General features: G+C 70.2%; 23 protein-coding genes. 15 read left to right on the top strand and 8 right to left on the bottom strand.

Translation table 11 applies throughout. The features are described from left to right. Nucleotides 1–135: 135 nt before the first annotated feature. Together HH310_RS34095 and HH310_RS34090 are read left to right on the top strand one after the other, a co-directional pair. Nucleotides 136–1,143, top strand: a complete 1,008-nt coding sequence (locus tag HH310_RS34095; RefSeq protein ID WP_169179848.1) for a LacI family DNA-binding transcriptional regulator — start codon at nt 136–138, stop codon at nt 1,141–1,143. A gap of 27 nt (nt 1,144–1,170) precedes the next feature. Beyond that, a complete protein-coding gene (locus HH310_RS34090) occupies nt 1,171–2,130 on the top strand; it encodes an NADPH:quinone oxidoreductase family protein (protein ID WP_169179847.1) in 960 nt (319 codons plus the stop codon). Here the strand turns inward: HH310_RS34090 and rph are convergent. After that, the gene (gene rph, locus HH310_RS34085; protein ID WP_169179846.1) at nt 2,127–4,682 is read right to left on the bottom strand and encodes a rifamycin-inactivating phosphotransferase; all 2,556 of its coding nucleotides are present in this window, start codon (nt 4,680–4,682) and stop codon (nt 2,127–2,129) included. The genes HH310_RS34090 and rph overlap by 4 nt on opposite strands. Before the next feature lie 293 nt (nt 4,683–4,975). Between rph and HH310_RS34080 the strand changes: the two genes are divergently transcribed. Beyond that, the gene (locus tag HH310_RS34080; RefSeq protein WP_169179845.1) at nt 4,976–5,818 is read left to right on the top strand and encodes an EamA family transporter; all 843 of its coding nucleotides are present in this window, start codon (nt 4,976–4,978) and stop codon (nt 5,816–5,818) included. A 203-nt stretch (nt 5,819–6,021) separates the two neighbouring features. Then, nucleotides 6,022–7,356, top strand: coding sequence for an FAD-binding oxidoreductase (locus HH310_RS34075; protein ID WP_169179844.1), 1,335 nt, complete (start codon nt 6,022–6,024; stop codon nt 7,354–7,356). Nucleotides 7,357–7,462: 106 nt separating this feature from the next. On the opposite strand, the gene HH310_RS34070 is transcribed toward HH310_RS34075, so the two are convergent. The 7 genes from HH310_RS34070 to HH310_RS45050 all read right to left on the bottom strand — a co-directional run bounded on the left by HH310_RS34070 (nt 7,463) and on the right by HH310_RS45050 (nt 13,401). After that, nucleotides 7,463–7,879, bottom strand: coding sequence for a maleylpyruvate isomerase N-terminal domain-containing protein (locus HH310_RS34070; RefSeq protein WP_211192963.1), 417 nt, complete (start codon nt 7,877–7,879; stop codon nt 7,463–7,465). Continuing rightward, nucleotides 7,840–8,094 carry a hypothetical protein gene (locus HH310_RS43340; protein WP_211192962.1) on the bottom strand — a complete coding sequence of 85 codons (255 nt, stop codon included), beginning with the start codon at nt 8,092–8,094 and terminating at the stop codon, nt 7,840–7,842. The genes HH310_RS34070 and HH310_RS43340 overlap by 40 nt, the downstream gene beginning before the upstream one ends. Then, nucleotides 8,091–8,552 carry an ester cyclase gene (locus HH310_RS34065; protein ID WP_169179843.1) on the bottom strand — a complete coding sequence of 154 codons (462 nt, stop codon included), beginning with the start codon at nt 8,550–8,552 and terminating at the stop codon, nt 8,091–8,093. The genes HH310_RS43340 and HH310_RS34065 overlap by 4 nt, the downstream gene beginning before the upstream one ends. Nucleotides 8,553–8,576: 24 nt before the next feature. Further along, on the bottom strand, nt 8,577–8,720 hold the full coding sequence (locus tag HH310_RS34060) for a hypothetical protein (RefSeq protein WP_248294698.1): 144 nt from the start codon (nt 8,718–8,720) through the stop codon (nt 8,577–8,579). Nucleotides 8,721–9,921: 1,201 nt separating this feature from the next. Continuing rightward, on the bottom strand, nt 9,922–10,797 hold the full coding sequence (locus HH310_RS34055; RefSeq protein ID WP_169179842.1) for a 5'-methylthioadenosine/S-adenosylhomocysteine nucleosidase: 876 nt from the start codon (nt 10,795–10,797) through the stop codon (nt 9,922–9,924). After that, the gene (locus HH310_RS34050) at nt 10,794–12,377 is read right to left on the bottom strand and encodes a hypothetical protein (RefSeq protein WP_169179841.1); all 1,584 of its coding nucleotides are present in this window, start codon (nt 12,375–12,377) and stop codon (nt 10,794–10,796) included. Before HH310_RS34050 ends, HH310_RS34055 begins: the two co-directional genes overlap by 4 nt. 133 nt (nt 12,378–12,510) lie before the next feature. Next, a complete protein-coding gene (locus tag HH310_RS45050; protein WP_169179840.1) occupies nt 12,511–13,401 on the bottom strand; it encodes a hypothetical protein in 891 nt (296 codons plus the stop codon). A 2,263-nt stretch (nt 13,402–15,664) separates the two neighbouring features. Between HH310_RS45050 and HH310_RS34040 the strand changes: the two genes are divergently transcribed. From HH310_RS34040 to HH310_RS33990, 11 genes are all read left to right on the top strand, one after another. Next, complete coding sequence (locus tag HH310_RS34040) at nt 15,665–16,639, top strand: siderophore-interacting protein (protein ID WP_169179839.1); 975 nt, start codon at nt 15,665–15,667, stop codon at nt 16,637–16,639. Between the two features lie 66 nt (nt 16,640–16,705). Beyond that, nucleotides 16,706–17,119 (top strand): response regulator, encoded by a 414-nt coding sequence (locus HH310_RS34035; protein WP_169179838.1) that lies wholly within the window; start codon nt 16,706–16,708, stop codon nt 17,117–17,119. Between the two features lie 110 nt (nt 17,120–17,229). Continuing rightward, entirely contained in the window at nt 17,230–17,415 is a 186-nt protein-coding gene (locus HH310_RS34030) for a Flp family type IVb pilin (RefSeq protein ID WP_211192961.1), read from the top strand. A gap of 85 nt (nt 17,416–17,500) precedes the next feature. Continuing rightward, a complete protein-coding gene (locus HH310_RS34025; protein WP_211192960.1) occupies nt 17,501–17,863 on the top strand; it encodes a TadE/TadG family type IV pilus assembly protein in 363 nt (120 codons plus the stop codon). A gap of 35 nt (nt 17,864–17,898) precedes the next feature. Further along, nucleotides 17,899–19,080, top strand: coding sequence for a pilus assembly protein TadG-related protein (locus HH310_RS34020; protein WP_169179837.1), 1,182 nt, complete (start codon nt 17,899–17,901; stop codon nt 19,078–19,080). 9 nt (nt 19,081–19,089) lie between these two features. Next, entirely contained in the window at nt 19,090–19,866 is a 777-nt protein-coding gene (locus tag HH310_RS34015; protein ID WP_169179836.1) for an RcpC/CpaB family pilus assembly protein, read from the top strand. Beyond that, a complete protein-coding gene (locus tag HH310_RS34010; RefSeq protein ID WP_169179835.1) occupies nt 19,863–21,047 on the top strand; it encodes an AAA family ATPase in 1,185 nt (394 codons plus the stop codon). The genes HH310_RS34015 and HH310_RS34010 overlap by 4 nt, the downstream gene beginning before the upstream one ends. Beyond that, entirely contained in the window at nt 21,044–22,423 is a 1,380-nt protein-coding gene (locus tag HH310_RS34005; protein ID WP_169179834.1) for a CpaF family protein, read from the top strand. Before HH310_RS34010 ends, HH310_RS34005 begins: the two co-directional genes overlap by 4 nt. Then, a complete protein-coding gene (locus HH310_RS34000; protein ID WP_169179833.1) occupies nt 22,420–23,391 on the top strand; it encodes a type II secretion system F family protein in 972 nt (323 codons plus the stop codon). Before HH310_RS34005 ends, HH310_RS34000 begins: the two co-directional genes overlap by 4 nt. Beyond that, on the top strand, nt 23,388–24,290 hold the full coding sequence (locus HH310_RS33995; protein ID WP_169179832.1) for a type II secretion system F family protein: 903 nt from the start codon (nt 23,388–23,390) through the stop codon (nt 24,288–24,290). Before HH310_RS34000 ends, HH310_RS33995 begins: the two co-directional genes overlap by 4 nt. A gap of 82 nt (nt 24,291–24,372) precedes the next feature. After that, nucleotides 24,373–26,073 carry an ATP-binding protein gene (locus HH310_RS33990; protein ID WP_312034511.1) on the top strand — a complete coding sequence of 567 codons (1,701 nt, stop codon included), beginning with the start codon at nt 24,373–24,375 and terminating at the stop codon, nt 26,071–26,073. Nucleotides 26,074–26,498 lie beyond the last annotated feature (425 nt).

Below are 26,498 nucleotides of genomic sequence, written 5' to 3'. Positions count from 1 at the left end.
GGCCCGGCCGGTGGGCGGGCACCAGCACGGCCGATCACCCTGGGCACTCGGCAGGGAGGCGCTGCGTATCACCATGATCATGGGCTTCAGTAGGATCGGGAACGCACCGTGAAACCAGCGACGTGGGGAGGGCCGATGCCGACGATCAACGACGTCGCCCGCGCCGCGGGAGTCTCACCCAGCACCGTCTCGTACGTGCTCAGCGGCCGCCGGCCCATCTCGGCGCAGACCCGGGCGCGCGTGCAGGCCGCGATCGCCGAGCTCGGCTTCCATCCGCACGCCGGGGCGCGGGCGCTGGCCAGCAGCAAGACCAACGTGCTCGCCCTGGTCGTGCCGCTGCGGGTGGACGTCAACGTACCGGTCATCATGCAGTTCGCGACAGCGGTGGTGACCGCCTCGCGCACCCACAACCACGACGTGCTGCTGCTGACCAAGGACGAGGGCACCGCGGGCCTGGAACGCGTCGCGCACAGCACGATGGTCGACGCGCTGATCGTGATGGACGTCGAGCGCGACGACGTGCGCATTCCCGCGCTGCGCAGACTCAAGCAGCCGTCGGTGCTGATCGGCCTGCCCGCGGACCCGGCCGGGATAGCGTGCGTCGACCTCGACTTCGCCGCGGCGGCCGCCGAGGCGCTGCAGCATCTCGCCTGGCACGGCCATCGCAAGATCGCGCTGGTCGGCCCCTCACCGGCCGTCTACCGGCGCGGCACCAGCTACGCCGACCGCTTCCTGACCGGCTTCACCGAGGCCGGCGCCGCGCTCGGCCTGCAGACCATGGCGCACCCGTGCGAGCCGGGCGCCGAGGGCGTACGCGCGTGCCTCGCCGACATCGACGCCGAACTGCCCGGGGTGACCGCGTTGGTGGTGCACAACGAGGAGGCGTTGCGTCCCGTCCTCGACCAGTTGCGGGCGAGCGGCCGGCGCGTGCCGGAGGACATCTCGGTGGTGGCGGTGTGCCCGCGCGACGTCGCCCTGAGCATGCCGATCCCGCTGACGTCGATCGACATCCCGGCCCACGACGTCGGCGGCCTGGCCGTGGAGACCGCGATGAGGCTGCTGGACGGCCGCAACACGGAGCCGGTGCGGCTGCTCCCGCCGACGCTGGTGGAACGCGAGAGCTGCGACCGCCCGGCCACGTGAGATCCCCGCGGCGATACGGTGTGGATCATGCGAGCCATCCAATGTGCCCGATTCGGCGGGCCCGACGTGCTGTCGCTGGTCGAGGCGCCGGAGCCGGTCGCCGGTGACGGGTTCCTGCTCGTCGACGTGAGCGCGGCCGGGGTCAACTTCGCCGACACGAGTCGCCTCGCGGGCACGTACCAGCCGACGCCGTCGCTGCCGTTCATCCCGGGCACCGAGGTGGTCGGGCGCACCGCGGACGGCCGGCGGGTGCTGGCGTCCACCTTCGGCGGTGGCGGATTCGCCGAGCGTGCGGTGGTGGCGGCCGCGGATGCCGTACCGGTGCCGGACGGGGTGACCGACGCCCAGGCGCTCGCGCTTCTCGTGCAAGGCCTCACCGCCTGGCACATCCTGCGGAACTGCGCCCGGGTACGCCCTGGCGAATCCGTCGTCGTCAACGCCGCCGCGGGTGGGGTCGGTTCGCTCGCGGTGCAGCTCGCCAAGCACTTCGGGGCGGGGCGGGTCATCGCGACCGCGTCGACCGAGGCCAAGCGCACCCTGGCCGGTTCGCTCGGCGCGGACGTCGCGGTGGCCAGCGACGCGGACGGCTACACCGACCGGATCCTGGCCGCCAACGACGGCCGCCCGGTGGACGTCGTCCTCGAGTCGATCGGCGGGCGGGTGTTCAGCGCGGGCCTGCAGACGCTGGCCAACTTCGGTCGTCTGGTCACCTTCGGCACCGCGTCGCGGGAGGGCCGTCCCCTGGTCGACCCCGCCGACCTGGCGCGCCACAACCGCAGCGTGACCGGCTTCTGGTTACGCCCCGGGCTGACGGTCCCCGGCGCCTACGCGGAGCCACTGACCGAGATGTTCGCGCTCGTCGCCGCCGGAGTGCTCACCCCGCTGGCCGACGCGGTCTATCCGCTCGCCGACGCCCGCCGCGCCGTCGAGGACCTGCTGGCCCGGCGCACCACCGGCAAAGTCGTGCTGACCACCCAACCGCACTAAAGCAGCTCGACGTACCCGTCGGCTCCGTGCACGCGGATCCGCTGGCCGTCGTGGATCAGCCGGGTCGCCCCCTCGACGCCGACGACGGCCGGCAAACCGTACTCACGGGCGATCACCGCGCCGTGCGTCATCAGGCCACCCACCTCGGTGACCAGCCCCGTGATCCCGACGAACAGCGGCGACCAGCTCGGGTCCGTGTACGCCGTGACCAGGATGTCGCCGGCCTCCAGGTCGGCCTCCGCGACGTCCACGATCACCCGTGCCCGGCCTTCCACGGTTCCCGCCGACACCGGCAAACCGACCAGCGCCCCCGCGGGCACGTCGTCACGGCGGTACGAGCCGGCGACCGCCTCGCCGTCCGAGGTGAGCACGCGCGGCGGGGTGAGCGCCTGGTACGACTTGAACGCCTCCTTGCGCTGCCGGATGAGCCCGTCGTCGACACGCTCGGTGCGTACGAGGTCATGGAATTCCTGGAACGTCAGAAAGAAGACGTCTTCGGGATCGGCGAGCACCCCGGCGCGTACCAGACGCCGGGCCTCCGCCAGCAGGGCCTGCTTGTAGACGAAGTAGCGGCTCACGATGCCGTACTTCGGATACTCCCGGTAGCCGATGAAGGTCCGGACCCGGTCGATCATCCGCCGCGTCTCGTCCGCCTTGCGCTCGCCGTCCGGCAGGGCCCGCAGGCGCGACAGCACCTCGCGTGCCTTGTCCTCCGCCTCGCGCCGGCCCTGCTCGAAACGCCGCGCCCCGGCCCCCGGCTCGAAGAGCTTCACATTGTCGAGGATCAGCGGTACGAGCGTGCCCGGGCGCTCCCGCCAGCGCGGCCTGGTGATGTCGATCTCGCCGACGCAGCGCATGCCGTACCGGTCGAGATACGCCTCGACGGCGTCGCGCGCCGCCACCCCGCCGGCGACCTCGGGCAGCTCGTCGAGGGAGCCGCCGTCGCGCAGGAACGCCACCACCTCCGGATGCGGGCGGATCACGTCGGCGACGTCGAGCAGCGCGAGCCCCATCTCGGAGGTGATGTTGCCGGGGGCGGACAGGGTGAGCGTGTCGGCCGCGTTCTTCTCGCTCAGCCATTCCAGCAGATGGTCGTTGAGCCACCAGGTGGCCTCCATGCCCGCCATGATCGCCTGGATGCTCAGCGGGTCGCTGAGGACGCGTTTGTGCTCCTGGAAGGCTTCGAGGAGGAAGTCGAACAGCGCCGGCCCGGTCTTCGTGGCGATGTCGCGCCGCAGCACCGCCAAAGAGGCCTCGCTGCGCCCGATCAGCTCGGCGACGACGGCCGGGTCGGTCGGAAGCGGGGCTGGTGCTCCGGCAGGCGGCGGGCCCCCGGGCGCCACGTCGGGAAGCAATGGGATGAAATCGCCGCGATCCAGGATGGTCTCCAACGCATCCCGGATCAGCGGGTCACCCCGGCCCATCACGTCGAGAAGGGCGGCACGACTGGCCGGTGGCCCGAGCCGCCGCGTCACGTCGACGAACAGCCGCCCGCCCGCCTCGTGCATCGCCACCATCGCGGTGAGCTGCCACATCGAGTACCCGAGCGGCTTCATCGGATCGGTCATCATCTGCTGGTGGCCGACCGAGACGTACACGTGGTTCTCGGTGTCCCCGGCCGCGGGGATCGGGAACAGCGTGGTGATCGGCCGGCTCTGCACGATCTCGAACTCGTCGCCGGCCAGGCACCATTCGATGTCCTGCGGGCGACCGAAGTGCGCCTCGATGCGCCGTCCGAGCTCCACGAGGCGTACCACCTGGGAATCGGTCAGCGCCGGCCGCCGCTCGTCGATCGCGACCTCCCGCGTTCCGCCCTCCGGCAGGGCGTGAATGGCGAGCCGCTTGGCGGCGACCGTCCTCGCCACGATCTCGCCGTCGCGCACGGTGAAGACGTCCGGGTTCACCCGTCCGGACACGAGCACCTCGCCGAGCCCGAAGCTGGCGTCCACGGTGGCGACCTTCCGGTTGCCGCTCACGGGTTCGGCGGTGAACAGGATCCCGGCCGCCCGCGCGACGACCATCCGCTGAACGACAACAGCCATTTTCACCGTACGGTGGTCGATGCCGTTACGCTGCCGGTAGGTCACGGCCCGCTCGGTGAACAGCGAGGCCCAGCACCGGACGACGTGCCGCAGCACCTCGGCCGGCCCGATGACGTTGAGATAGGTGTCCTGCTGGCCCGCGAACGAGGCGGTCGGCAGGTCCTCGGCCGTCGCGCTGGATCGGACCGCGTAGGCGCCGTGCTCGTCGAGCGGGCCGGTGATCGCCGCGGCGACATCGTCCGGCACGGTGATGCCTTCGATGATCCGGCGGATCTCCGCGCTGAGCGTGCGGATCGCGTCCCGGTCGTCCCCGATGCGGCGCACCAGCTCGTCGATCTCCGGCGCCTCCGCCATGATCCGCTCGAAGGCGCGCGTCGTCACGCAGAACCCGCCCGGCACCCGGATGCCGCCGATCCGCCACAGCTCCCCCAGGTGCGCGCCCTTGCCGCCGACGACCGCGACCTGCCCGTCGTCCACGTCGTGCAGGTCCAACACGTACTGCTCGATCACTACGAGCCCTCATTTCCGCAGGTCGTGGGTCCGGCCGACGATTCTGCGCCATGACCGGGGTCTTGCCGCAAGCCCCCGGGTCCGCTATACGTTAAGAGTGGCAGGGAGAGTTGTCTCCTTGCCCTTCCTTTTGCCCGTACGCGTCGGCACCGCCTCATCTTTTGGGTGGGTGACCGTGACGGGGCCGTCCTGATCTTGATGTGGTTGACGGGTGGACACACTCGCCGACCGCCTGATGCAGCCAGGCCCGCGCGGCTCATGACCGCCGACCCGGGTCGCACGGCGTGCACTGGATGACGGTGTCGGCCGCGATCGCGGCGGTGATGTGGGGAGCGTCCGACTTCACCGCGGGTGTGCTGGCCCGCCGGCTCCGGGTGACGACCGTGCTGGTCTGCTCCAAGGTCTTCGGCATGGCGCTGTCGCTGCCGGTCCTCGCGTTCGGGGACATGCCGTCCGCGCACGACCTGCGTCTCGCGATGGCCGCGGGGTTCCTCGGCCTGCCGGCGTTGGGCCTGCTCTATCGCGCCATGCGGGACGGCTCGCTGATCATCGTCGCGCCGGTCGCCGCGGCCGCCGCGCTGGTCCCGGTCGGCTGGGGGTTGATCGGCGGTGAGCGTTTCGGTGCCGTCGGGGTGCTCGGTGTCGCTGTCGCGCTGGTCGGCGTCACGCTGGCGAGCTGGCCCGTCGAGCGGGGCACCCGGCCCGCCCGCCTGTCGACCATGGTGTCCGCCCTCGGCGCGGCGCTCGGCTTCGGCACGTACTTCGTCCTCCTGCACCAGGCGAGCGGCACCGAGGCGTACGGGGTCATCGCCGTCTCGCACCTCTGCGGCGGCGCCGGCGCGCTGGTTCTCGCGGCCGGCCTCGGCCTGCGGAAAAGGCAAAGCGGACGCCGCCCCGCACCGGCGCTCGCTACGGTCGTCGCGATGTGCGGGGTCGGGGCGCTCGACGTCGCGGGCGACATCGCTTTCCTCGTCGCCGCCCACGGTGGACCGCTCGGGCAGGCCGCCGTGCTCGCCTCGCTGTATCCGGCGGTCACCGTCCTGCTGAACCGGTCGGTCCTCCGGGAGCGGATGCACGCCGTGCACCTGTGCGGCGTGCTGGCCGCGCTCTTCGCCGTCGCCTGCCTGGCCGGGTGAGTCCGGCCAGGGTGCGGCTGAGCCCGGCCGGGTCCGGCCGTGGTTCCGGTCACAAACGCCTGGCCTCGCGGGGCGTCGATGTGGTGCCCTGGCGATGAGGCCGCCGCGCTACCCACGTGGCGCCCGTCACAAATCGAAGCATCCGTCTCACACCAACCCCCTCCCCCGCGTCGTGTCTGTGTTCACCGCCTGGGAGGAGCGTCATGAGCTCATTTTTGGAAACTTTGCGCCGCGAGTTCGGTGGCGACATCATCGAGCCCGGCTCGGCCGAGTACGAAACCGCCCGCCGTACGGTGCTGATCGTCGGCAGTCCGGCGTACGTGCTGCGGCCCAAGGACGTACGGGATGTGCAGGCCGGTGTCCGGTTCGCCGCCGCCAGCGGCCTTGCGCTTTCGGTGCGCGGCGGCGGCCACGGCTTTGCCGGTTTCGGCACCAACGACGGCGGCATCGTGATCGACCTCGGCGCGCTGGCCGACGTCGAGGTGCTCGACAAGGAACGGGTCCGGATCGGCGGCGGCGCCACCTGGGGCCAGGTCGCCGCGGCGCTGACCCCGCACGACTTGGCGATCTCGTCCGGCGACACCAAGAGCGTCGGGGTCGGGGGTCTCACGCTGACCGGCGGCATCGGCTGGAAGGTCCGCAAGTACGGCCTGGCGCTGGACAGCGTGGCCGGCGCCGAGGTCGTCACCGCCGACGGCGAGGTGGTGCGCGCCGACGCCGGCGAGAACCCCGACCTGTTCTGGGCCCTCCGCGGCGGCGGCGGCAACTTCGGGATCGTCACCGCCTTCGAGTTCGCCGCGCATCCCACCACGGAGGTCTTCCACGGCAAAATCACTTTCCCCGCGGCCGAGGCGGCCGGGGTGCTGCAGGGCTGGGCGGACTACATGCGCACCGCCCCCGAGGACGTGACGTCGGTGGTCAGCTACGCCAACCCGTTCGCCGGCGGCGCGACGGCCCCGGTCGAGATCCACGTGGTCTTCGACGGCGACGACGCGACGGCCGCCGGAGCCGCCCTCGACCCGATCCGCCGCCTCGGCACCGTGCTGGACGACGACGTCACGCTCAAGTCGTACGCGGCCGTCCTCGAGGACGGCCTGACCCCGCCGCCCGGCATCCGGCTGCTCCCGCGCAGCGGCTTCGTCGACACCCCGTCGGTGCCGGCGGTCCTGCGCACGATCGCCGAGGCCGGGGCATCGGGCACGGTCCCGTTCACCGCCATCCGCAGCGTCGGCGGCGCGGTCGCGCGCGTCCCCGGCGACGCCACCGCCTACGCCCACCGCCGGGCCGAGCTCATGATGGTGACCACCTTGGTGGGCCCGGAGGCGGTGGTGGAGGCCGCCCGCCCCGGCGTGGAGGCCCTGTGGCAGCGGCTCTCCCCGCACGTCGACGGCGCCTACGCGAACTTCCTGGCCGCCGATTCCGAGGAGGCGGTGGCCGCCGTCTATCCCCCGGAGACCTACCGGCGCCTGGCCGCGGTCAAGCGCCACTACGACCCGGCAAACCTGTTCGCCGCCAACCACAACATCCACCCCCAATAGCCTTCCCCCGTACGCCTCGAAACAGCCGTCGAGACGTACGAAAGGCACCCGGCCGGCCCCGCACGGGCCGGCCGGGTGTCGTCACGTCGGGCTTCGACGTCCCCGATCAGAGTGCCGCGATCGTCCGAGGCGCCCGCTCCGAACGGCTGAGCGCCCGGATCACCGCGCTAGGACCGTGCCGCCGCGCCGCCATCCGCGAAAGCTCACCGATCGCCGCCTCCCAGCACCCCTCCGGCAACGGCGGCGCCGCCACCCCGATACTGGCCGCCAGATCGTCGCAATGCACAGCCAACTCGAGCAGCCGGGTGGTCAGGTAGTCGTCGAGCGTCAACGCCCACGGCCCCCACGGCAACTGAATCACCCGATCGGCCGACTCGAAGGGCAGCCGCCGCCGCAACTCCGCCAACGCGCTCACCGCCGCCGCGTTGAGGGCCGCCGCCCCGGCCCGCGCCTCCTCCTCGGCGGCCCGGCGGATGTACGTGTTCACGTCGCTCTCGATATCGCCGTCCGTCCAGGTCGACATCGCGAAATGCTCGGCCAGCGAGACGCGCGGTCCACCACCGGCGCGTCCAACGCGGGCGGCACCTGGGTGAGCTGCCCGACCAGATGCGCGGTGAGGCCACCGATCCGCAGTTTCGCGAGAGCGCTCGGCGCGTCCCAGCGCGCCGCCACGATCGGCTGCGTCAGGAAGGTCGTCGCCACCGCGGCCGATTCCAGATATACCTCGCTGACCGTCACGTCCTCCAGTGTGGACGCTGAACCGGCGCACTGCCAGCGCTCATCTGGGCCCGCAGATCCTCCATGTCCATGCTGGTCCAGTGCTCGATGATCTTTCCGTCGCGGACGCGCATGATGTCGATGAACTCCCACTCGACCCGATTCCCGGACGGCGCGAGCCCCCACAGCTCCCCGGTGTGCGTGCCCCGGAACGTCTTGCGCGTCGCGACCATGTCCCGCTCCGCGAGCTGCTCGTCGACCTGCATCGTCGCGTCCGGGAACCCGCGCAGCAGCATCCCGTAGAACCGCTGGAAACCGGCCGCCGGACGACCCGAGGTCTCCGGGATCGCGCGCCCGGCGGGCTTGTAGTGATTCACGAAATCCGGGTGGAAGATTTCGTCGGCGTAGGAGAGATCGTGCCGGTTCTGGCACACCTCGACGAAACTCGCGACGACCTTCTTGTTCTCCTCCGCCGACACAAGCCCATTCTGCCTCCGCGAGCGTCAGACAGCGGTCCCCGGCGGCGATTTCAACAAGGAAGCCGCCTCCGAGAGGTACCCGCCGCGCCCCGCGCGCAACGCGACCGCCGCCATCCGGATCAGGTCGATGTTGACACCCGCGGCCCCGCTGGGGTCGTGCACCTTCACAGGTCGATGTTCACGCCCGCGACACCGCCGGGGTCGTGCACCTTCAGGCGTAAGCGGCCCGCATCATGATCACGACCCAGGCCAGGCGTTCACGTGGTTGCCGGAGGCCCCGACAGCAGTGCCGGACGCACGACAGCAGTGGCGCCCGATATCCGATAAATGCGGATAAGACATGCCGTGCTCTCGGAAGTCGCGCGGGTGCGTTGTCGAATGGCGCCCGCATCTGGCCGGGCTCTCACCATGCGGTCACGGACGCCCACATGCCGTAACTGTTCAGCTGGTTCCGTCGGCCGGGAATCCCCGTGCGAGGCGACGCCGCCCGGCCCGGGCAGGTCCCAGCTCCCCACAATCGGCGCCCCACCCGGGTGTGGGCAGTAGCGACGCCGGGGACGCTGTGGCTCCCCACACCGCGGCCACCCCCACCCGGGTGTGGGCAGTAGCGACGGCGGGAAGGCTGTGGCTCCACACACCGCGGCCACCCCCACCCACGTGTGGGGAGTCGCGACGGCGGGAAGGCCGCGGCTCCCCACACGTGGCGACCCACCGCAGGTGTGGGCACCCGCCACGGCCGAAACGTCCCAGCTCCCCACAGCCACGGCCCTCAGGTCCGCCACGCAAGGCCAACGCATCGGAGGGTGAGCGGCGCGAGAACCAGCTGAACAGTTCCACATGCCGGGACGTTTGTCCAAATAGGACACATATTTTATCCAGATTAGTGGCCTTTAGGCGGGCCGCAGGTCGGGTAATTTCGAGACCTTGGAGAGTTACGCCCACATACGAGCCCTAACTCTCCAAGGTCTCCAAAATCCGCTCCCGGACACCCGGCCGGTGTGAACATGACAGCGGCCGAAGCGGGGCAAAGTCGTGTATATGGTGTCGCCGGTGAATGAGTAGCGGCGCTCGGCGACGGGGATGCGGCGTGGGTGGGATGGCGCGGGATACCGGGCGCGGATGAGATGGCGCGTACCGGAGTGTCGGCTCGCCGGTAAAACGAACGCTCGTTCGCGGAACGGCCGCGCCGGCCCCGCCGCACCGGGCAGGGCCGGCAAAAGGAGGCCGGAAAGGTGGAGGCTTTCCCCACGGTGTCCGGCCAGCGGCGGCGACAACCAGTAACCAAGTCACCGATCGCCCACGGCGGCAGCCGCGGCCACGATCCGCACCGTACCTCCCCCGCCACGTCCGACCCGACCACCAACCGCGGTTAGGACTTACTCGTCGAGGGCGTCCGGAAGTCGAGGAACGGCACCAGCATCGCCATGACCTCGGCCGCGTGCCGGGCCGCGATCGCGTGGTCGTCGTCGTTCTTGCTCTGGTCGGCGGTGTCCGAGATGCCGCGAATCGTCAGCCAGCCGGGCAGGCGCGCCGTCTCGTGGAAGGACTGCGCCACCCCGGCCGCTTCGGTCTCGACGGCCAGCACCTTGTCGTTGACGTGGTGCAGCCAATGCCGGATCTCCGCCTCGGGGTCGGCCACCACGGCGTTGCCGGAACCGATCGGCCCGCGATGCACCCGGTAGCCGACGCGCGGCTCCAGCTGGAAGAACTCGTTGAGCCGGTGCCCGATCGGCGCCGGCACGACCTGGGACTGGCCGCGGTGCTGGGTGCCCTGCGGCGTCACTTTGCGCGCGTCGTACGAAATAATGTTGTCGGCGATCACGACGTCACCGATCCGCACGCCCGGCGCCACCCCACCCGCGATGCCGACAAGCAAAACCGTGCTTGGCCCGTACGCCTCGACGAGCGCACGACAAGCCAAGGCGGCCGATTCGGTGCCGCGGGTCAGCGTCTGCACCGCCGCGATCCGCAACGGCCGGCCGTCGACGCCGGTCAGACGGGCCTCGTGCGCGAGGGGCCCGTCCGCGAGCCGCCGCGTGCGGTAGCCGTCCATTCCGGCGAGCACGCCCGTCACCGCGCGCATCTCCTCGTCGATGACGGTCAGCACGCCGATCTCAGCATCCGATTTATCCGACTTATCCGCTCGGGAAGGCGCCGCCGTGATCGTGACGTCGTTGCCCGCGACCGGCCCGTAGAAGTTGTTCGACCCACCGAAGTTGTTGAAACCACCGTTGATCGTGGTCACGGCTGGGCTCCCTGGATGTTCACGTCGTTGCCCGCCACCGGCCCGGTGAACGTGCTGGTACCGGCGAGGTTGTTCACGCCGCCGCTGATGTTGAGGATCGACGCAGCCCGCGCCCGGTACTCGGTGGTGTCGATGTCCCGGTCGTCGAGGAAGTCCAGCACCGCGGCGAACACCCGCCGTTCGATCAGCCGCTGATACCGGGCAACGTCCTGCACCTGCACCAGGTTGCGAACCCCGTCGGCCAGCTCGGTCCCGTTGCGGAACACCAGCTCGCTGCCGAGCTCGCGCACCGACAGCTGCGCGCCGTAGTCGAATCCGCGCGCCAGCATCCGGGAGCCCACCACGTTGCCGGACCCCGCCACGATGTTGATCAGCGCGCCGACCAGGTTCGCGGGTGCCCGTCCGATGATCCGCGGGGTGTCGAGCAGCCCCCGCTTCACGGCCCGCAGCCACGCCATCCCCTCGGTGCCCTCGGCCGTGTCGACGATCCGATAGCGCTCGGCGCACGGCGGCAGGGCGGTGGTCGTCATCTCGAGGTAGAGCGAGCGCCCCTGCACCGCGATGTGCACATACACGGTGGTGACGAGCTGCCCGCCCCAGCCGAACACCTGGCAGGTGAGGTAGTGCCGGGCCGGCGTCGTCGGGTGCTGCACCACCGCCGCCATCACCTCCGGCGGTGTCTCCGGGCTGAGCTGGCTGACCTCGGTGCCCGCCAGGCAGATCCGGTCCTCCACGCTGAACCCGCTGATCTGCTCCTCGGCCCGGCGTTCCGGCACCAGTCCCGCCAGATGACCGCGCAAATACCCGATTATCTCGTACGCCTGGAAGGGCGGCTCGGCAAACTCACGCTGCTGTTCGGTGGGGGCCGCCGCGTGCCGGGTGAGCGCTTCGGTGAAGGAGCGCTCCGGGCGGACCAGGCGCAACGCGAAGCCATCGGTCTCGACCACCGGCCCGGACCCGACGAACGGACGGAACCCACTGTAGACGGCGGTGTTCCCGCGCTGCTGCCGCCCGATCTCGTCCAGGCGCTCGTTGCGGTGCGGCATGGTCACCGTCGAGCCCGGGGTGAGCCGGCTGAGCTGGCTCTGTGTCCACAGCGCGTGCGCCACCGGGACCAGGAACACCAGGAAGGCCAGCCCGAGCGCACTGTTCAGCGATCCGGTGGACAGCGAGTCGAGGTCGTCGCCGTCGCCCATCGCGAAGGCGAGCCCCGCCCCGAACACGAACCACGAGACGGACCAGCCGATCGCCAGCAGGATCGCACGCGGCAGCAGCGTCGCGGTGTGCACCCGGGTCCCGTTGCGCAGATCCCGGACGATGTCGCGGGCCAGCCGGTACGTGGACTTCGCCAGCTGCACGCCGACCACGATGGCGAGCGCGACCACCACGGTCGCCGCCGAGACGATGACGGCCACGAGCAGCGTCAGCAGCACCGCACCGTCGCGGAGCAGCGCACCGTTGCGGGCCCGTAGTGAGTGCGAGAGCACCGGCACGAGATCGAACCCGAACGAGGGCGCCACCAGCCGCTTCGGCTGGTAGTACACCTTGCGCAGACTGGCCTGGCGAAAATCATCGTCCATGTACGCCGCGGCGCACAAATGGCGGGTCGCGGTCGTCGGGTCCTGCGGATAGGGGTTCGGACTCTCGAATGTCCGCCGCGGGGCGGGTATTTGCGTTGAGGCGACCATGTCAGCTCCAGAATGCGTGGCGAGTTCAGCTGGCCGGCCGTAGCCTGCGAACGGCACACTGATTAGTCAGCGCGTCGCCGGAGAGCCGGGGAAATCGTTGTGCGCACCAATTCAGCACGTCCTGCGTCCCCCGGAACCCGGCGACCGCGAACGTGACGTAAAGCGGCTTGCCGTGATAAAGCTGCCGCTTCCCGTAATCGGTGCTCTTCAGCAGCACGATCCGCGCCGCACCGTTCCCCGGCCCGGCGCGCAGTGCCTGATATTCCGCGAGGATGTCGGTCGCCCGGAACGTGTGCGACCCGTCCGCCGCCGTCTGATACTTGTCGGTGATCCCGGGGTTCTTGGAGGCGAGCTGCGCAACGTACTGCCCCTCGACAGCCACCCGCCCGCGGTCGACCTTACTAATCCGCTCCAGCTCAGCGAGCGCCTGCTTCTCGGCGGTAGCGGGCGCCCCCGGCCCCGCGGTGCCCGGCGGCGACGACTCCGGCAACGCCCCGTCCGTCGGCCCCGCGCCCGGCAGCCCTCCGTCGGTCAGCCCTCCACCCGGCGGTGTCCCACTCGGCTGCCCGGCCCCCGGCAGCCCCGCACCCGGCAGCGGCCCATCGGTCAGCGACCCACCCGGCAGGGATCCATCCGGCAGGGATCCATCCGGCAGGGATCCATCCGGGAGTTGCGAATCCGACAGCGGCGCACCGGGCAGCGGCGTAGCACCGGCCGGAGATCCCGGCCCGGCCGCCGAGTCCACACCGGACGGAGACCCACCCGCGTCCGATGCCGCATCGTTCCGCCCCGCGAACGCGACGGCCCCGGCACCCCCGGCCGCCAGCACAGCAAGGGTGGCAAGCCCCACCAGCAGGATCCGGCCCCGCCGCGCACCCCCACCACCAGTACGCCCCGGGCTCTCCGGTTCTCCCACCGCCGGCCCATCCGACGTGATCCAGGCCGGCGACCCGCCCGACGCCGCAAAGCCCCCCACCGGCCCTGCGCCGTCACCGCCAACCAGCTCCGCGCCGTCACCGCCGACCCGCCCCACCCGCGGCCCGCCAACCGGCTCCGCCGCCTCGCCATCCATACGAGCCGACGTCGCCACGTCACCCGCCGGCGGCTCCTCCGCCGTGATCCACGGCGCAGAACTCGACGACGTCGGGAACCCGCCCGACTGCCCGGGCATCTCGGCTCCGACCGGTCCAGAATTCTCGGCATCCCCTCGCTGCCGGGGCTCCGAGGTGATCCACGACGGCGAAGTGCCCGGCTTCTCGAATCCGCGCAGCTGATCCTCGCCCCAACCGCCCGCGTGACCGGGCGCCCCGGTGTCGGCACGTGGCGAGGGACCGTCCGATGTGATCCATGCCGGCGTGACCGAGGACTTCTGGAAACCACTCAGCTGTTCCGCGTCCCAACCACCCCCATGGACCGGCGGCGCGGTGTCAGCGCGCGGCGGCGGCGATGCCTCCGACACAATCCACGGCGGCGGATCAGACGATTTCTGGAAACCGTTCACCGGATCGGGTTCAGTCATTTTCCCTGTTTCCCCGTCGATCATACGAGCCGAAGAATGGAGCATCGTCACCCTTGGCCGGAAGCGTAACCACAGCGTTCCAACGTGGATAGCGTCCGTTCCGGAGTATCGATTGCGGATGATCGTTTTCCGGCACCGCCCGAAAGGCGGAGGCCGAGTGTATTCACATCGACCTCCGCCGCTCGCTCCCCAGCGAACCCGGTTTCCGACGCCGCCCCGCGACCCTACGAACGTTTCCTTCCGCTTCCCTACCGCCCCGGGCCGCACCCGACGAAAGCGGCGACACCAGACCCGCCACCGACAGCCCGTCCCGACAGGGCTGCCAGGTTCGCTTCGGGCTGCCAGGTTCGCTTCGGGCTGCCAGGTTCAGCCGCCCTCGACGGACCACGCTGTCCGACAAATCCGTATAGGGCGGGCCTTGACCTGCGTCCACTGTGAAGCAGCCGTGTGGACACAGCTCGACCACGTGCTCGCCGACCCCTACGCGGCGCTCCGCCGCCGCCCCCGCGGGACGGGCACCACGCGCACCACCCGCACCGAGACGAGGCTGGCCCCAGGCGCCAAGGTGTCTCACTATCCGTAACTGTTCAGCTGGTTTCGTCGGCCGGGAGTCCCCGTGCGAGGCGGCGCCGCCAGACCCGGGCAGGTCCCAGCTCCCCACAGTGGCCGCCCCACCCCCGCGTGTGGGGAGTCGCGACGCCGAGGAGGTGACGGTTCCCCACACCGCAGCCACCCCCCACCCCCGTGTGGGCAGTCGCGACGCCGAGGAAGTTGCGGTTTCCCACACCGCAGCCACCCCCACCCAGGTGTGGGCACCCGCCACGACCGAAAGGTCCCAGCTCCCCACAGCGACGGTCCGCGCAGGTCCGCCGCGCAAGGTCAACTCATCGGAGCGTGAGCGGCGCGAGAAACAGCTGAACAGTTCCACTATCCGGACGGAGATCTCCGCATCGTGGACCATCATCCGAATAGGACAGCTGTTTCACCCGTTTCACGGCTTTTGTGGGCGCCATTTTCCGCCCTGTTGCGAGACCTTGGAGAGTTACGCCCACATAGGAGCCATAACTCTCCAAGGTCTCGAAAATCCGGCCGCCGGCACCTCAACAGAGGCATCAAAGCGGACGAAACGAACGCTGGACCCACCCATGGCGAGAACAGCAGGCCGGCATGGACGCGACCAAGCCGGGCGTCGAGTTTCGCGCCGGGCAACCAGATCCGTGCCGGCCGGCGCCGACGTGACCGGGCTGCGCCGGCGACACGCGGACCCGCCACATCGACAGCGGCAGCTCGACCGACCGACACGCCGCCTGCTGAGGGGGTGATCGCGGTGCTCGGGGTTTCCACGACGACCAGGCCCGAGCCACCAGCGGCTGGTTACCGACCGCGATGAGCCCGCGCCCGGAACGATCACCCGCAACCACGCGATGCAGGGGTGCTCCGTGGGCGCGCCGTCCGGTGCGGGTCCGGGCGCTGAGGCCGCCGGCCCACTCCGCTAAGCCGCTGCGGACCAACGCGTGAGGCGCGCCGCGGCCGTGCGCCGCGATCAAGGTCGCGGGCGGCAGCGGCGCAGCCGGGGGCGGGGCGGCGTGCGGTTGGGGGCGGATCGAAGGCGTACGGGATCGGGGGTTAGGTTAGCCATACCTTAAGAGCGGGAGGCGATGTGGCGGAGGCGTGGCGGTTTTTCACCACTGAGGTGCGTGCGGTGCGTGGGCTGAGTCCGCATTTTGTGCGGGTGACGTTCACCGGGGAGGATCTCGATCGGTTCGCGGACAACGGGTTCGATCAGCGGATCAAGCTCATCCTGCCGCTCGCGGACGGTGGCTTCGAGCATCTGCCGACGCACGCGGACTGGTATGAGGAATGGCGCTCGCTGCCGGACCACCGGCGTAATCCGGTGCGGACGTACACGGTTCGCGCCGTCCGGCCCCGGCAAAAAGAAGTCGATCTCGACATGGTGCTGCACGGCGCGACCGGGCCGGCCTCGCGCTGGGCCGTCGAGGTGTCGCCCGGTGCGCCCGCCCGCCTGATGGGCCCCAACGCGGATTTCGACGGCGTGCACGGCGGCATCGACTTCCGCCCACCGGCACTCACCGCCAACCCGCAGGCCTTCACCCCCAGCCGGAGGACCCCCGACCCGCGAGCCCTCACCCTTGACCCGCCGGACCTCGCCGCAGCCGCCGACACCGGCTCCACGCCCCACCTGCTGATCGCCGGCGACGAGACCGCGGTGCCGGCCATCGCCTCGATCCTCGGCTGCCTTCCCCCGTACGCCCGCGGCGAGTCCCTGATCGAGATCCCCTCCCCGGACGACATCCAAGACCTGACCGCTCCGCCCGGCGTCCCGGTCACGTGGCTGCCCCGCAACGGAAACCCGCACGGCGAGCGCCTCATCACCGAGGTCCGCCGCCGCTTCGGCAAATCCGCGAAGCCCACCGACATCGAGGACGTCGACGTCGACACCGACACGTTGTGGGAGGTCCCGGAGCCGGTCACCGGCCACTTCTACGCCTGGCTGGCGGGCGAGGCCGGCGTCATCAAGACGCTGCGCCGCTACCTGGTCGGTGAGTGCGGTGTCGACCGCGGATCGGTGGCGTTCATGGGTTACTGGCGTCTCGGCAGACCCGAGGACATCTGACAAACCACCAACAGTCCGGCGAAACCGTCGTTAGCGTGGACAGAAAGGCCACGCCCAGGAGGGGCCATGTGGAACACGTCGGACCCGCCCAAGGGCCCCGTCGTCCTGCTGGTCGAGGACGACGAGGACCTGCGCGAGATGACCACGCAGATGCTGGAGCTGCGTGGCTTCCACGTGCTGTCCGCGAACGACGCGGTCACCGCCATCACCACCTGCCGGGTGTACGACGGGACGATCGACGTGCTGCTGACCGACCTGGGGCTGCCCGGCGTGTCGGGTGGCGAGCTGGCCCGCTCGGCGCACTCGGTCCGGCCGCAGATGGAGGTCGTCTACGTCTCCGGGATCCCGCAGGACATCGCGGTGAAGAAGGGGCTGATCAAGGCCGGCGCACCGTTCATCTCGAAGCCGTTCACGACCGATGTGCTGGCCGGGACGCTGCGTTCGGTGCTCGTCCACCACAGCAACCTTCCGGCACCCTGATGCCACTCCCCTGCAACGCAGGAAATGTCAACCGTCCACCCGGGCTCCCGATAACAACGGGGACAGGCCGCCCGTGCGGGGTGGTCGACATCCGACCAGGGGGAGTCCCGATGCCGAAGTTCCAGATGATCGCCGCCTACCTGCAAGCCCGTCTCGCCAGCAAGAACGACGAGGGTGCCACCGCCGTCGAGTACGGCCTGATGGTGTCGCTCGTCGCCCTCGTGATGATCGTGGGTGTCAAGGCCTTCGGTTCGCACCTGAGCAGCTTCTTCAGCGGGCTGGTCTCCCAGTTCTGATGAAAGGCGTGTAGTGCCGCAACGGCATCGTCACCTCCGCCGCCCCGGGGCCTCCTGGTCCCGGGGCCAGGACGGTGCCGCCGCCGTGGAGCTCGCCATCGTGATGCCGCTGATGCTGCTGATGATTTTCGGCATCATCGACTTCGGGCGTGCGCTGCAACAACAGATCCAGCTCACCGAGGCGGTACGCGAGGGCGCCCGGCTCGGAGTGCTCAACGGAACCGTCGCGACGATGCAGGCCAAGGTCAACACCGTGGCCGGTACGACGCTGACCTTCACGACCACGACACCGTGCTCGTCGTCGTCGGCGGCCGGCTCCGATGCCACCGTGACGGCATACCGGACGTACGCGCCGGTCAGCCCGATCTTCGCGGTCATGAAGGCGTTCGGCAGCACCGTCACCGGTTTCAAGATCACCGCGACCGGGGTCATGGGATGCCTCGGTTAGGCCGCCCGGACTCCGAGCACGGCGCTATCGGCGTCATGCTCGCCGTGCTTCTCAGCGGCGGCGTGCTGTTCGGCATGGGCGCGATAGTGATCGACTACGGCCGATTGCTCGTCGAGCGCGAGGAACTGCAGAGCGGCGCCGACGCGGCCTCCTGGAAGATCGCCGTCAACTGCGCCCTGACGCCCGCCAGCTGCACGTCCGCTTTGCAGACGCCGGTGGCGGTCACCTACGCGCAGAAGAACGCCAAGGACCAGGCCGCCGCCGCGCAGATCTGCCTGAACAACTCCGGTTGCCCGAGCCCGTGGAAGACCGCCGTGACCTGCCCGGCGATGCCCGCCGCGGCCGCCGGGTACAGCGTCGGGAAGTACGTCGAGGTGCGCACGTCGACGCTCACCACGTCCGGCTCGACGCTACTGCCTCCTTCGTTCGCGCAGGCCATGCCGGGTTCGACCTACACCGGGAAGCAGGTCGGCGCGTGCGGCCGGGTGAACTGGGGGCCGGCCGCCGCCGAGAACGTCTTCGCGCTGGGCATCTCGAAGTGCGACTACGACCGGATGACCAGCAGCGGCAGCACCTTCTACGGCCCACTCGGCTCGCTGCTCGACCAGACCGGCCTCTTCAGCGTGCTCGGCTTACCCAGCGCCTCGAGCGGGGTGGACAGCGCGGTCGTCCTGGGCACTCCGATCAGCGTGCTCGGTCTCCCGGTGACCTCGTGCACCACGCCGACGCTGAACCTGAGCATTCCCCGCGGGTACGTGTGGCTCACCTACCCCGACCTCACCGGGCCGGACCCGGCCACCTGCACCCTCAACCTGAAGGTTGGCGACAACCCGCGGTCGAACCTGCTCAGCCCGCTGGTCAACACGGTGGCGAACACGTGTGCCGCGAAACTCGCCGCATACCGCGGCAGTACTCTCACCGTCCCGATCTACGACTCGGTGGGCGGCTCGCTGGCCTCGCTCATCCCGTCCTATCACATCGCCGGGTTCGCCTCATTCGTCGTCACCGGCTACACCGGACTCCTGGGCGGCCTGCTCGGCGCCGTCGGCAGCCTGGTCACCGGCGCCTCGCTGTTCAGCGTCCTCAACACCGCGTTGTGCTCGGCGCTGTCTTCCTGCATCTACGGCTACTTCACGCGCACCCTCACCCCGCAGCAGAACCCGCAGTTCGGCACCGGGAACGACTACGGGGCAACGATCATCGGGCGTACCGGATAGGGGGAACGGATGCGCCGACGGATCCTCATCCTGCTGGCCGCGGCGATGCTGGCGATGGTCAGCGTCGCTGCCGTGGTGGCGTACGCGCGGGGAGCCGACCGCCGTGCCCTGCAGGGCCAGACCGGCCGGTGGGTGCTCCTCGCGACCACGCGCATCCCGGACGGGACCACGGTCGCCGAGATCCGCTCGAAGAAGCTGACCCGGCAGGTGCTGATGCCGGCCCAGACCGTGCCGTCCGGCGCACTGGACAAACTGGACCGCTCCCTCGACGCGATGGCCCTCAGCGCGCCGCTGCAGCCCGACCAGTTGCTGCTGCGCGGCCAGTTCGGCACGGGTAACGCGCCGACGGCCAGCCCGAGCCCGACCTTCCCGCTGCCCGCCGACAAGATCGCGGTTAGTGTGGACCTCGGGATGGCGCCGCAGGTGGCCGGCAACGTCGACCCGGGCGACAAGGTCGTCGTGTTCCTCACCTACCCGAAGGTGCCGTCGGGACAGGCGAAGCAGGTCACCGCCGTGCTGCTGCCCTCCGTCACGGTGATCAGCGTCGGGGAGCGCAGCCCCCGGACCGCGGCGCCGCCCACCCCGGCACCGGCGGCGTCACCGTCGAGTGCCAGTCCGGCGCCGGCCCCCACACCGGTAACCCTTCAGCGGTACGTGGTCACGGTCGCGGTCACCCCCGCGGAAGGGGAACGGCTCATCTTCGCGTACAACACGGGTCTGCTGCACCTGGGCCTGCTCGGCAGCGGCGTGAAGGTGACCCCCGAGTTCACCTGGCCGGCCGCATGAGCCTCTACGTGTACCTGGAACCCGACCGGGACCGCCTGGCCGAGGTCGGCCCGCAGTTCCAGCAGATCGGCACCACGATCGTGCACACCATGCCGGACCTGGAGGCGCACCTGCCGCGTTACCCGGAGACGCTGCTGGTGGTCATCGGCGCCACCGTCGACCTGGACGAGGCGCTGATGTTCACCGCCTACCAGCGGCTGCAGCGCCCGATCATCGGCGTGGTCCTGGTCCGCAAGCAGCTGACCCCGGACGACGTGCTGAAATGCCTGCGCGCCGGGGTCCGTGAGGTGGTCGAGGAGTCCGACTGGGAGGGTCTGCGCAGCGCTTCGTCGCGTACGGTCGACCTGTCCAAGGCGCTGAGCACGACGTTGCGCAGCAGCGCCGACCAGACCCCGTTCGGCCGGGTGATCACGGTCTTCTCCGGCAAGGGCGGCAGCGGCCGCAGCGTGATCGCGGTGAACCTGGCGGCCGCGCTCGCCGCCGGCGGCAGCCGCCGGGTCCTGCTGGTCGACCTGGACCTGCAGTTCGGCGACGTGGCGATCATGCTGAAGGTGATCCCGAACCGCAGCATCGCCGGCGGCATCGCGATGGCCGGCCGCCTCGACGAGCCCGGCCTGCGCTCGATCGTCACCCCGTACCGGCCCGGCATCGACGTGCTGCTCGCGCCGTCCAGCCCGGCACAGGGCGAGCACGTACGCCGGGAACTGGTGGTGGAGATCCTGGACATCGCCCGCCCGATGTACGACTTCATCGTGGTGGACACCCCCGCGCTGGTCACCGATCAGGTGCTTGCGGCAATGGACATCGCCGATTGGCTGGTGCCGATCGTGACACCGGACCTGCCGACCCTCAAGAGTGTGCGGCTCACCGTGGAGATGTTCGACATGCTCGACTATCCGCGCGACCGGCGGCTGCTCGTCTTCAACCGCTCCAACACCCAGGTCGGGCTGACGCCGAGCGACGTCGAGGAGGCGATCGGCATGCCCTTCGCCGTGCACGTGCCGTCCAGCCGGGACGTGACGGTCTCGGTGAACCAGGGCGAGCCGCTCTACATCAGCCAGCCGATGCACCCGGTCAGCCGCGCGATCGGCCTGCTCGCCGACCGCTGCGCCGGCGTCGAGGCGGTACCCGAGCGCCGGCGCGGCCTGTTCGGCCGGGTCCGCCGGGCGGTGACGTCATGAGCCTGTCCGCCCGGCTCGGCTTCGAACCGCTGCCGCCACCGGAGGAAGCCGCCGACTCCAGCGCCACCCAGCGTTACCGGGCGGCCGGCCGGCAGGTCGCCGACCCGGTCTACGACGCACGCCTGCGGATCCAGCGCAAGCTGGCCGACGAGCTCGGCCCGACCCTGTACGGCAATCGCGCCCAGGACGAGGATCTGGGCCCCCGGGTCCGCGAGGTCCTCAACGAGTTGCTGGCCCGCGAGGAGACCCCGCTCTCCGGCGCTGACCGGTCCCGGATCATCAAAGAGGTGATCGACGAGGTTCTCGGTCACGGCCCGATCGAGCCGCTGCTGAAGGACCCGTCGGTCACCGAGGTGATGATCAACGGCGCGAAGAACATCTTCGTGGAGCGGTACGGGCGCATCGAGCGCACCGATGTGGAGTTCGACGACGAGGCGCACCTGCGGCGGATCATCGACCGGATCTGCGCACGGGTGGGCCGGCGCGTCGACGAGGCCAGTCCGATGGTGGACGCGCGCCTGCCCGACGGCAGCCGGGTCAACGCCATCGTGCCGCCGATCGCCCTGGACGGCTCGTCGCTGACGATCCGCAAGTTCGCCGCCACTCCGCTGACCGTCGGCGACCTCATCTCGTACGCCACCCTGAACCGCCCGGCCGCCGAGTTCCTCGAGGCATGCGTGCGCGGCCGGCGCAACGTCGTGGTCAGCGGCGGCACCGGCTCCGGCAAGACCACCATCCTCAATGTCCTGTCCAGCTTCGTGCCGATTGACGAACGGATCGTCACCATCGAGGACGCCGCCGAGCTCCAGCTCGGGCAGGACCACGTCGTACGCCTCGAGTCCCGTCCCTCGAACTCCGAGGGGCGCGGCACCGTGACCAGCCGCGACCTGGTCCGCAACGCGCTCCGGATGCGCCCCGACCGGATCATCGTGGGCGAGGTCCGCGACAGCGCCGCACTCGACATGCTGCAGGCCATGAACACCGGCCACGACGGCTCGCTGACCACGCTGCACGCGAACACACCGCGCGACGCGCTGTCCCGCCTGGAGACGATGGTGCTGATGGCCGGCATGGACCTGCCGAGCCGCGCGATCCGCGACCAGATCGCCTCGGCCGTCGACATGATCATCCAGATCAACCGGTTCAAGGACGGCAGCCGCAAGGTCACCCACATCAGCGAGGTGGTGGGCATGGAGGGCGACACCATCACGCTGCAGGACCTGTTCATCTTCGACGTCACCGCGGAGAGCGGGCCGCTGCAGCTGGCCTCGCTGCGGCCGACCGGCATCCGGCCGCGCTTCGCCGAAGCCCTGGCCATGTACGGCGTCACCCTTCACCAGACGCTGTTCACGGGTGCTCCCGCGGGCCGGCGATGATCGGCGACATCTGGGCCGTCGTCAGCCTCGCCACCGGTGGCCTGGCCGTGTTCGCCGTCTTCTTCGTGATCCTGGACGCGATCTTCGGGCGTACGCCGATGCAGCGCCGCATCGCCACGCTGCGCCTGTTCACCGTCGGCGAACGTCGCGAGGACATCCCCGCACTGCGCCGTCTGCTGGCCGACGCCGGCCGGGTCGTCGAGGAATCACCGCTTCTCACCCGGTTCGCCGCCCGCAGCGAACCGTTGCTCGACCAGATGACCGGCTCGCCCGGCCCGCCGGAGTGGCTCGCGATCCGGTTGACCGCCTCCGTCGCGCTGAGCCTGCTACTCGTCACGCTGCTGCCCGGATGGTTCGGTGCGCTGCTGGGCGTGCTGGTCGGGTTCAACCTGCCGCCGATCCTGTTGCGCTCCCGGATCCAGCGCCGCCGCCAGCGTTTCGCCGACGACCTGCCCGGCGTTCTGCACCTCATGCTCAGCTCGCTGCGTTCCGGGTTCACCCTGCAGCAGGCGGTCGAGGCCGCCGTGCAGGAGGAGCAGGGGCCGGTCGCCGAAGAACTGTCGCGGGCGTTGTCCGAGAGCCGGATCAGCGGCGACTTCGAGAACGCGCTGGAACGCGTCGGCGAACGGGTCCGCAGCCAGGAGACGATGTGGCTGGTCATGGCGTTGCGGCTGCAACGCGAGGTGGGCGGCAGCCTGGCCGACGTCATGCAGACCACCGCCGACACCATGCGCGAGCGTGCGTATCTTCGCCGCCACGTGCGCACGCTCTCGGCCGAGGGACGCATTTCCGCGTACGTCCTGACGGCGTTGCCGATCGGCATCTCGGTTCTGCTGTTCGTGACCCGCCGGGAGTACCTGGAGCCGCTCTACACCGAGCCGCTCGGGTTCGTCCTGCTCGGCGTGGCGGGTTTGATGATGCTCGTCGGCATGGTGTGGCTGCGGGCGACCACGAGGATCGAGATATGACGGTCCTCGCCGCGGCGGCGTTCGCGGCGGTACTGGCCGTTGCCCTGGGCGCCACGGCGGTGACGATCCCGGCCAGCCGGCGCGCGCAGATGCTACGGATCCTGGCAACGTTCGGCGGCAGCCGCATCAGCGACCTGCGGCCCCGGCGACCCACCTTCACCGAGGTCGCACGCCCGCCGGTGGTGCGCTTCCTGCAGCTGGTCGGCGACATCATCACGCCGTCGTTCTCCCGGCAGCGCCTGACCCGCCGCCTCGACCAGGCCGGCAACCCACCCGCGTGGCCGCTCGACCGGGTGATCCGCGCCCGGATGGTCGGTGCCGTCCTGGGCGCGATCTTCGGCTATTACCTCGGCGGGATACTGGTCAGCACACCGCTGAGCGTGATCCTGGGCACGGTGATCGGGGTGGTCGTGCCGGAGCTGCTGGTGCACAACGCCGCGGTCAAGCGGCAGCGCGACATCGAACGCACTCTGCCGGACGTGCTGGACGCGCTGGTCATCGGTGTCGAGGCGGGCCTGGGCCTGGACGCGGCGCTCACCCACGTCGCGGCGATGCTACGCGGCCCGATGCCCGACGAGATCAACCGCATGCTGCACGAGATGCGCCTCGGCGTGGCCCGGACGCAGGCGCTGCGCGCGTTGAGCGCCCGCACGAGCGTACGGGATCTCAAACGCCTGGTCACCGCACTGGTGCAGGCCGGTGAGCTGGGCATATCGATCTCCGGCATCCTCCGTGAACACGCCGCCGATCAACGGTCGCGCCGCCGTCAGCGGGCCGAGGAACAGGCTCAGAAGGTGGCCGTGAAGCTGCTGTTCCCGGTGCTGATCTGCCTGTTCCCGGTCATCTTCATCGTGGTGCTCGGTCCGGCGGTGCTGAGCGCGCTGCGTGATTTCACCTAAGGCTTTCGCCTTGGTCGCCGATAGAAGGTGAGTGTCGTCCAGTGTTCTCCGAGCCGATTCGGTCGCGTCGCACCCCCCGAGCGTGAACTCCGCTCCCGAGTCGGCCGCCGCGGCGCCGCTTTCGTCCGTCTCCAGCGAGACGGAGCGCCTGGCAGCCCTGCACGAATACGAGCTGGTGGACAGCCCGGCCGACGACGAGCTCAGCGCGGTGATCCGGGTCGCCGCGATGGTCGCCGAGGTGCCGACCGCGTCGCTGAACCTCATCGACGAGAACCGCCAGTGCCAGTTGACGACTGTCGGTTTCGAGGGCGCCGACTCTCCCCGAGACTCGTCGATGTGTGCGATCCAGTTCCGGGCCGGGCGTTTCGTCCACGTCCCGGATGCGACCCGAAATCCGATTTATGCCAATAATCCGTGGGTTACCGGCCTGATGGCCGACGTCCGGTTCTATGCCTCGGCGCCGCTCATCACCCCTTCCGGGTACGCCTTGGGCACGCTCTGCGTGTTCGACGACAAAGTCAAGAAGCTCCGCCCGGACCAGGTGAGCCGCCTGCTCGACCTGGCCGACGTGATCGTGGCCCTGTTCGAGCGCCGCCGGCAGGCTCGCCAGTTCGCCGAGCTGGCCGTGCAGCGCGAACGCGAACGCCGGTTCATCGAGACCGTGCTGGAGACCATCGACGTCGGCGTGGTGGTGGCGGACCCGCGGGGCCGGGTGACGGTGTTCAACCGGGCCGCCCGCGAATGGCACGGCCTGGGCCCCGAACCCGAGCTGGCCCCCTCCGACCTGCCCGACCGCTACGGCCTGTTCGACGCCTCGGGTGGCCGACGCCTGGCCGAGGACGAGGTGCCGCTGCTTCGCGCCCTCCGGGGTACCGACGTCACCGGTGTCGAGATGATGATCAAACGCCCCGACCTGGACCCGGTGCAGATCACCTGCAACGCTCGCCAGCTGGTCGAGGACGACGGCACCGTCGTCGGCGCCGTGGTGGCGATGAACGACGTGACCCGCGACCGGGCCACGCACCGCGCGCTGGAGCAGGCCCACGCCGACCTGGCCGACCGCGGCGAACAGCTGGCCGCCGCCGTGGTCGAGCTGCGCCGTTCCAACGAGGAGCTGGAACAGTTCGCCGGCGCGGTGAGCCACGACCTGGTCCGCCCGATGGCCGCCGCGCACGGCTACCTGGAGATGCTCGCGTCCGAGCGGGCGTCGTCGCTGGACGCGCTGGGCGTGAAGTGGCTGGACGCCGCGAGCAGCGCCGTCGAACGCATGCAAAAACTGGTGGACGCCCTTTTGTCGTACGCCCGTTCCGGCCAGGCACCGTACAAACCGCAGCCGGTAGATCTCGACGAGGTCCTGCGCAACGTGCTCGCCGACCTGCGCACGATCACCGAGAGCAGCCACGCGACCATCGACTCACCGGAGCCGCTGCCGTCCGTGCTCGGCGACCCCACGCTGCTGCGCCAGCTGCTTCAGAACGTGCTGGACAACGCGATGAAGTACCGTTCGCCCGAGCGGGAGTGCCGGATAGAGCTCACCGCCGTCGCGGACGGCGACCATTGGCAGCTCCAGATCGCCGACAACGGCATCGGCATCCCACCCGACCAGCGGGAGCGCGTCTTCGAGATGTTCGCCCAGGTAGACCCGGCAGCCCGGAAGGGCCACGGGATCGGCCTGTCCACGTGCCAGCGCATCATGGAACGGCACGGCGGCACGATCACGCTGGCCGACACCCCAGGCGGCGGCACCACGATCCGCCTGCGCCTGCCGGCAGCCACGCAGTAGCGGCCTCGTAGCACCGCCCGCCTTCCGGCTTTCGGCTCCGCGGGATCTGGGCGGGCTTTTGTCAGGTTAGATAGCTTTTGCGGTGCGGATTCAGGTGTCGGGTGTAGACCTTGGAGAGTTGTGGTCGATATATGGGCGCAAGTCTCCAAGGTCTCGATTCCCGGCCCTGGCGGTGGCTTCCAAAGGCCGCGAAGTCGCCCAAATCCTCCGTGCAATGTGGAGGCAGGTCCACGATCCGGCCCGCCGCTCTCACATCGCAGGACGCACGGCCGGACCGGCGAACGATGAGCAAGCCCTTCGGCCGCCGCGGTTCGCGGCCGGCTGGATCCCGCAGCGCGAGCGGCCTGGTCGAGACGTGAAGCGATTGGGCGTTTAGCGGTCGTGGAAAAAGGGTGCAGAAATGGCGGTAGGCCCACCCCGCATAA

This window comes from Actinoplanes sp. TBRC 11911 (assembly GCF_012933445.1).
Lineage (GTDB): Bacteria > Actinomycetota > Actinomycetes > Mycobacteriales > Micromonosporaceae > Actinoplanes.
The sequence above is the reverse complement of the archived record's forward strand: the minus strand, read 5'-3'. Positions and strand labels throughout refer to the sequence as shown.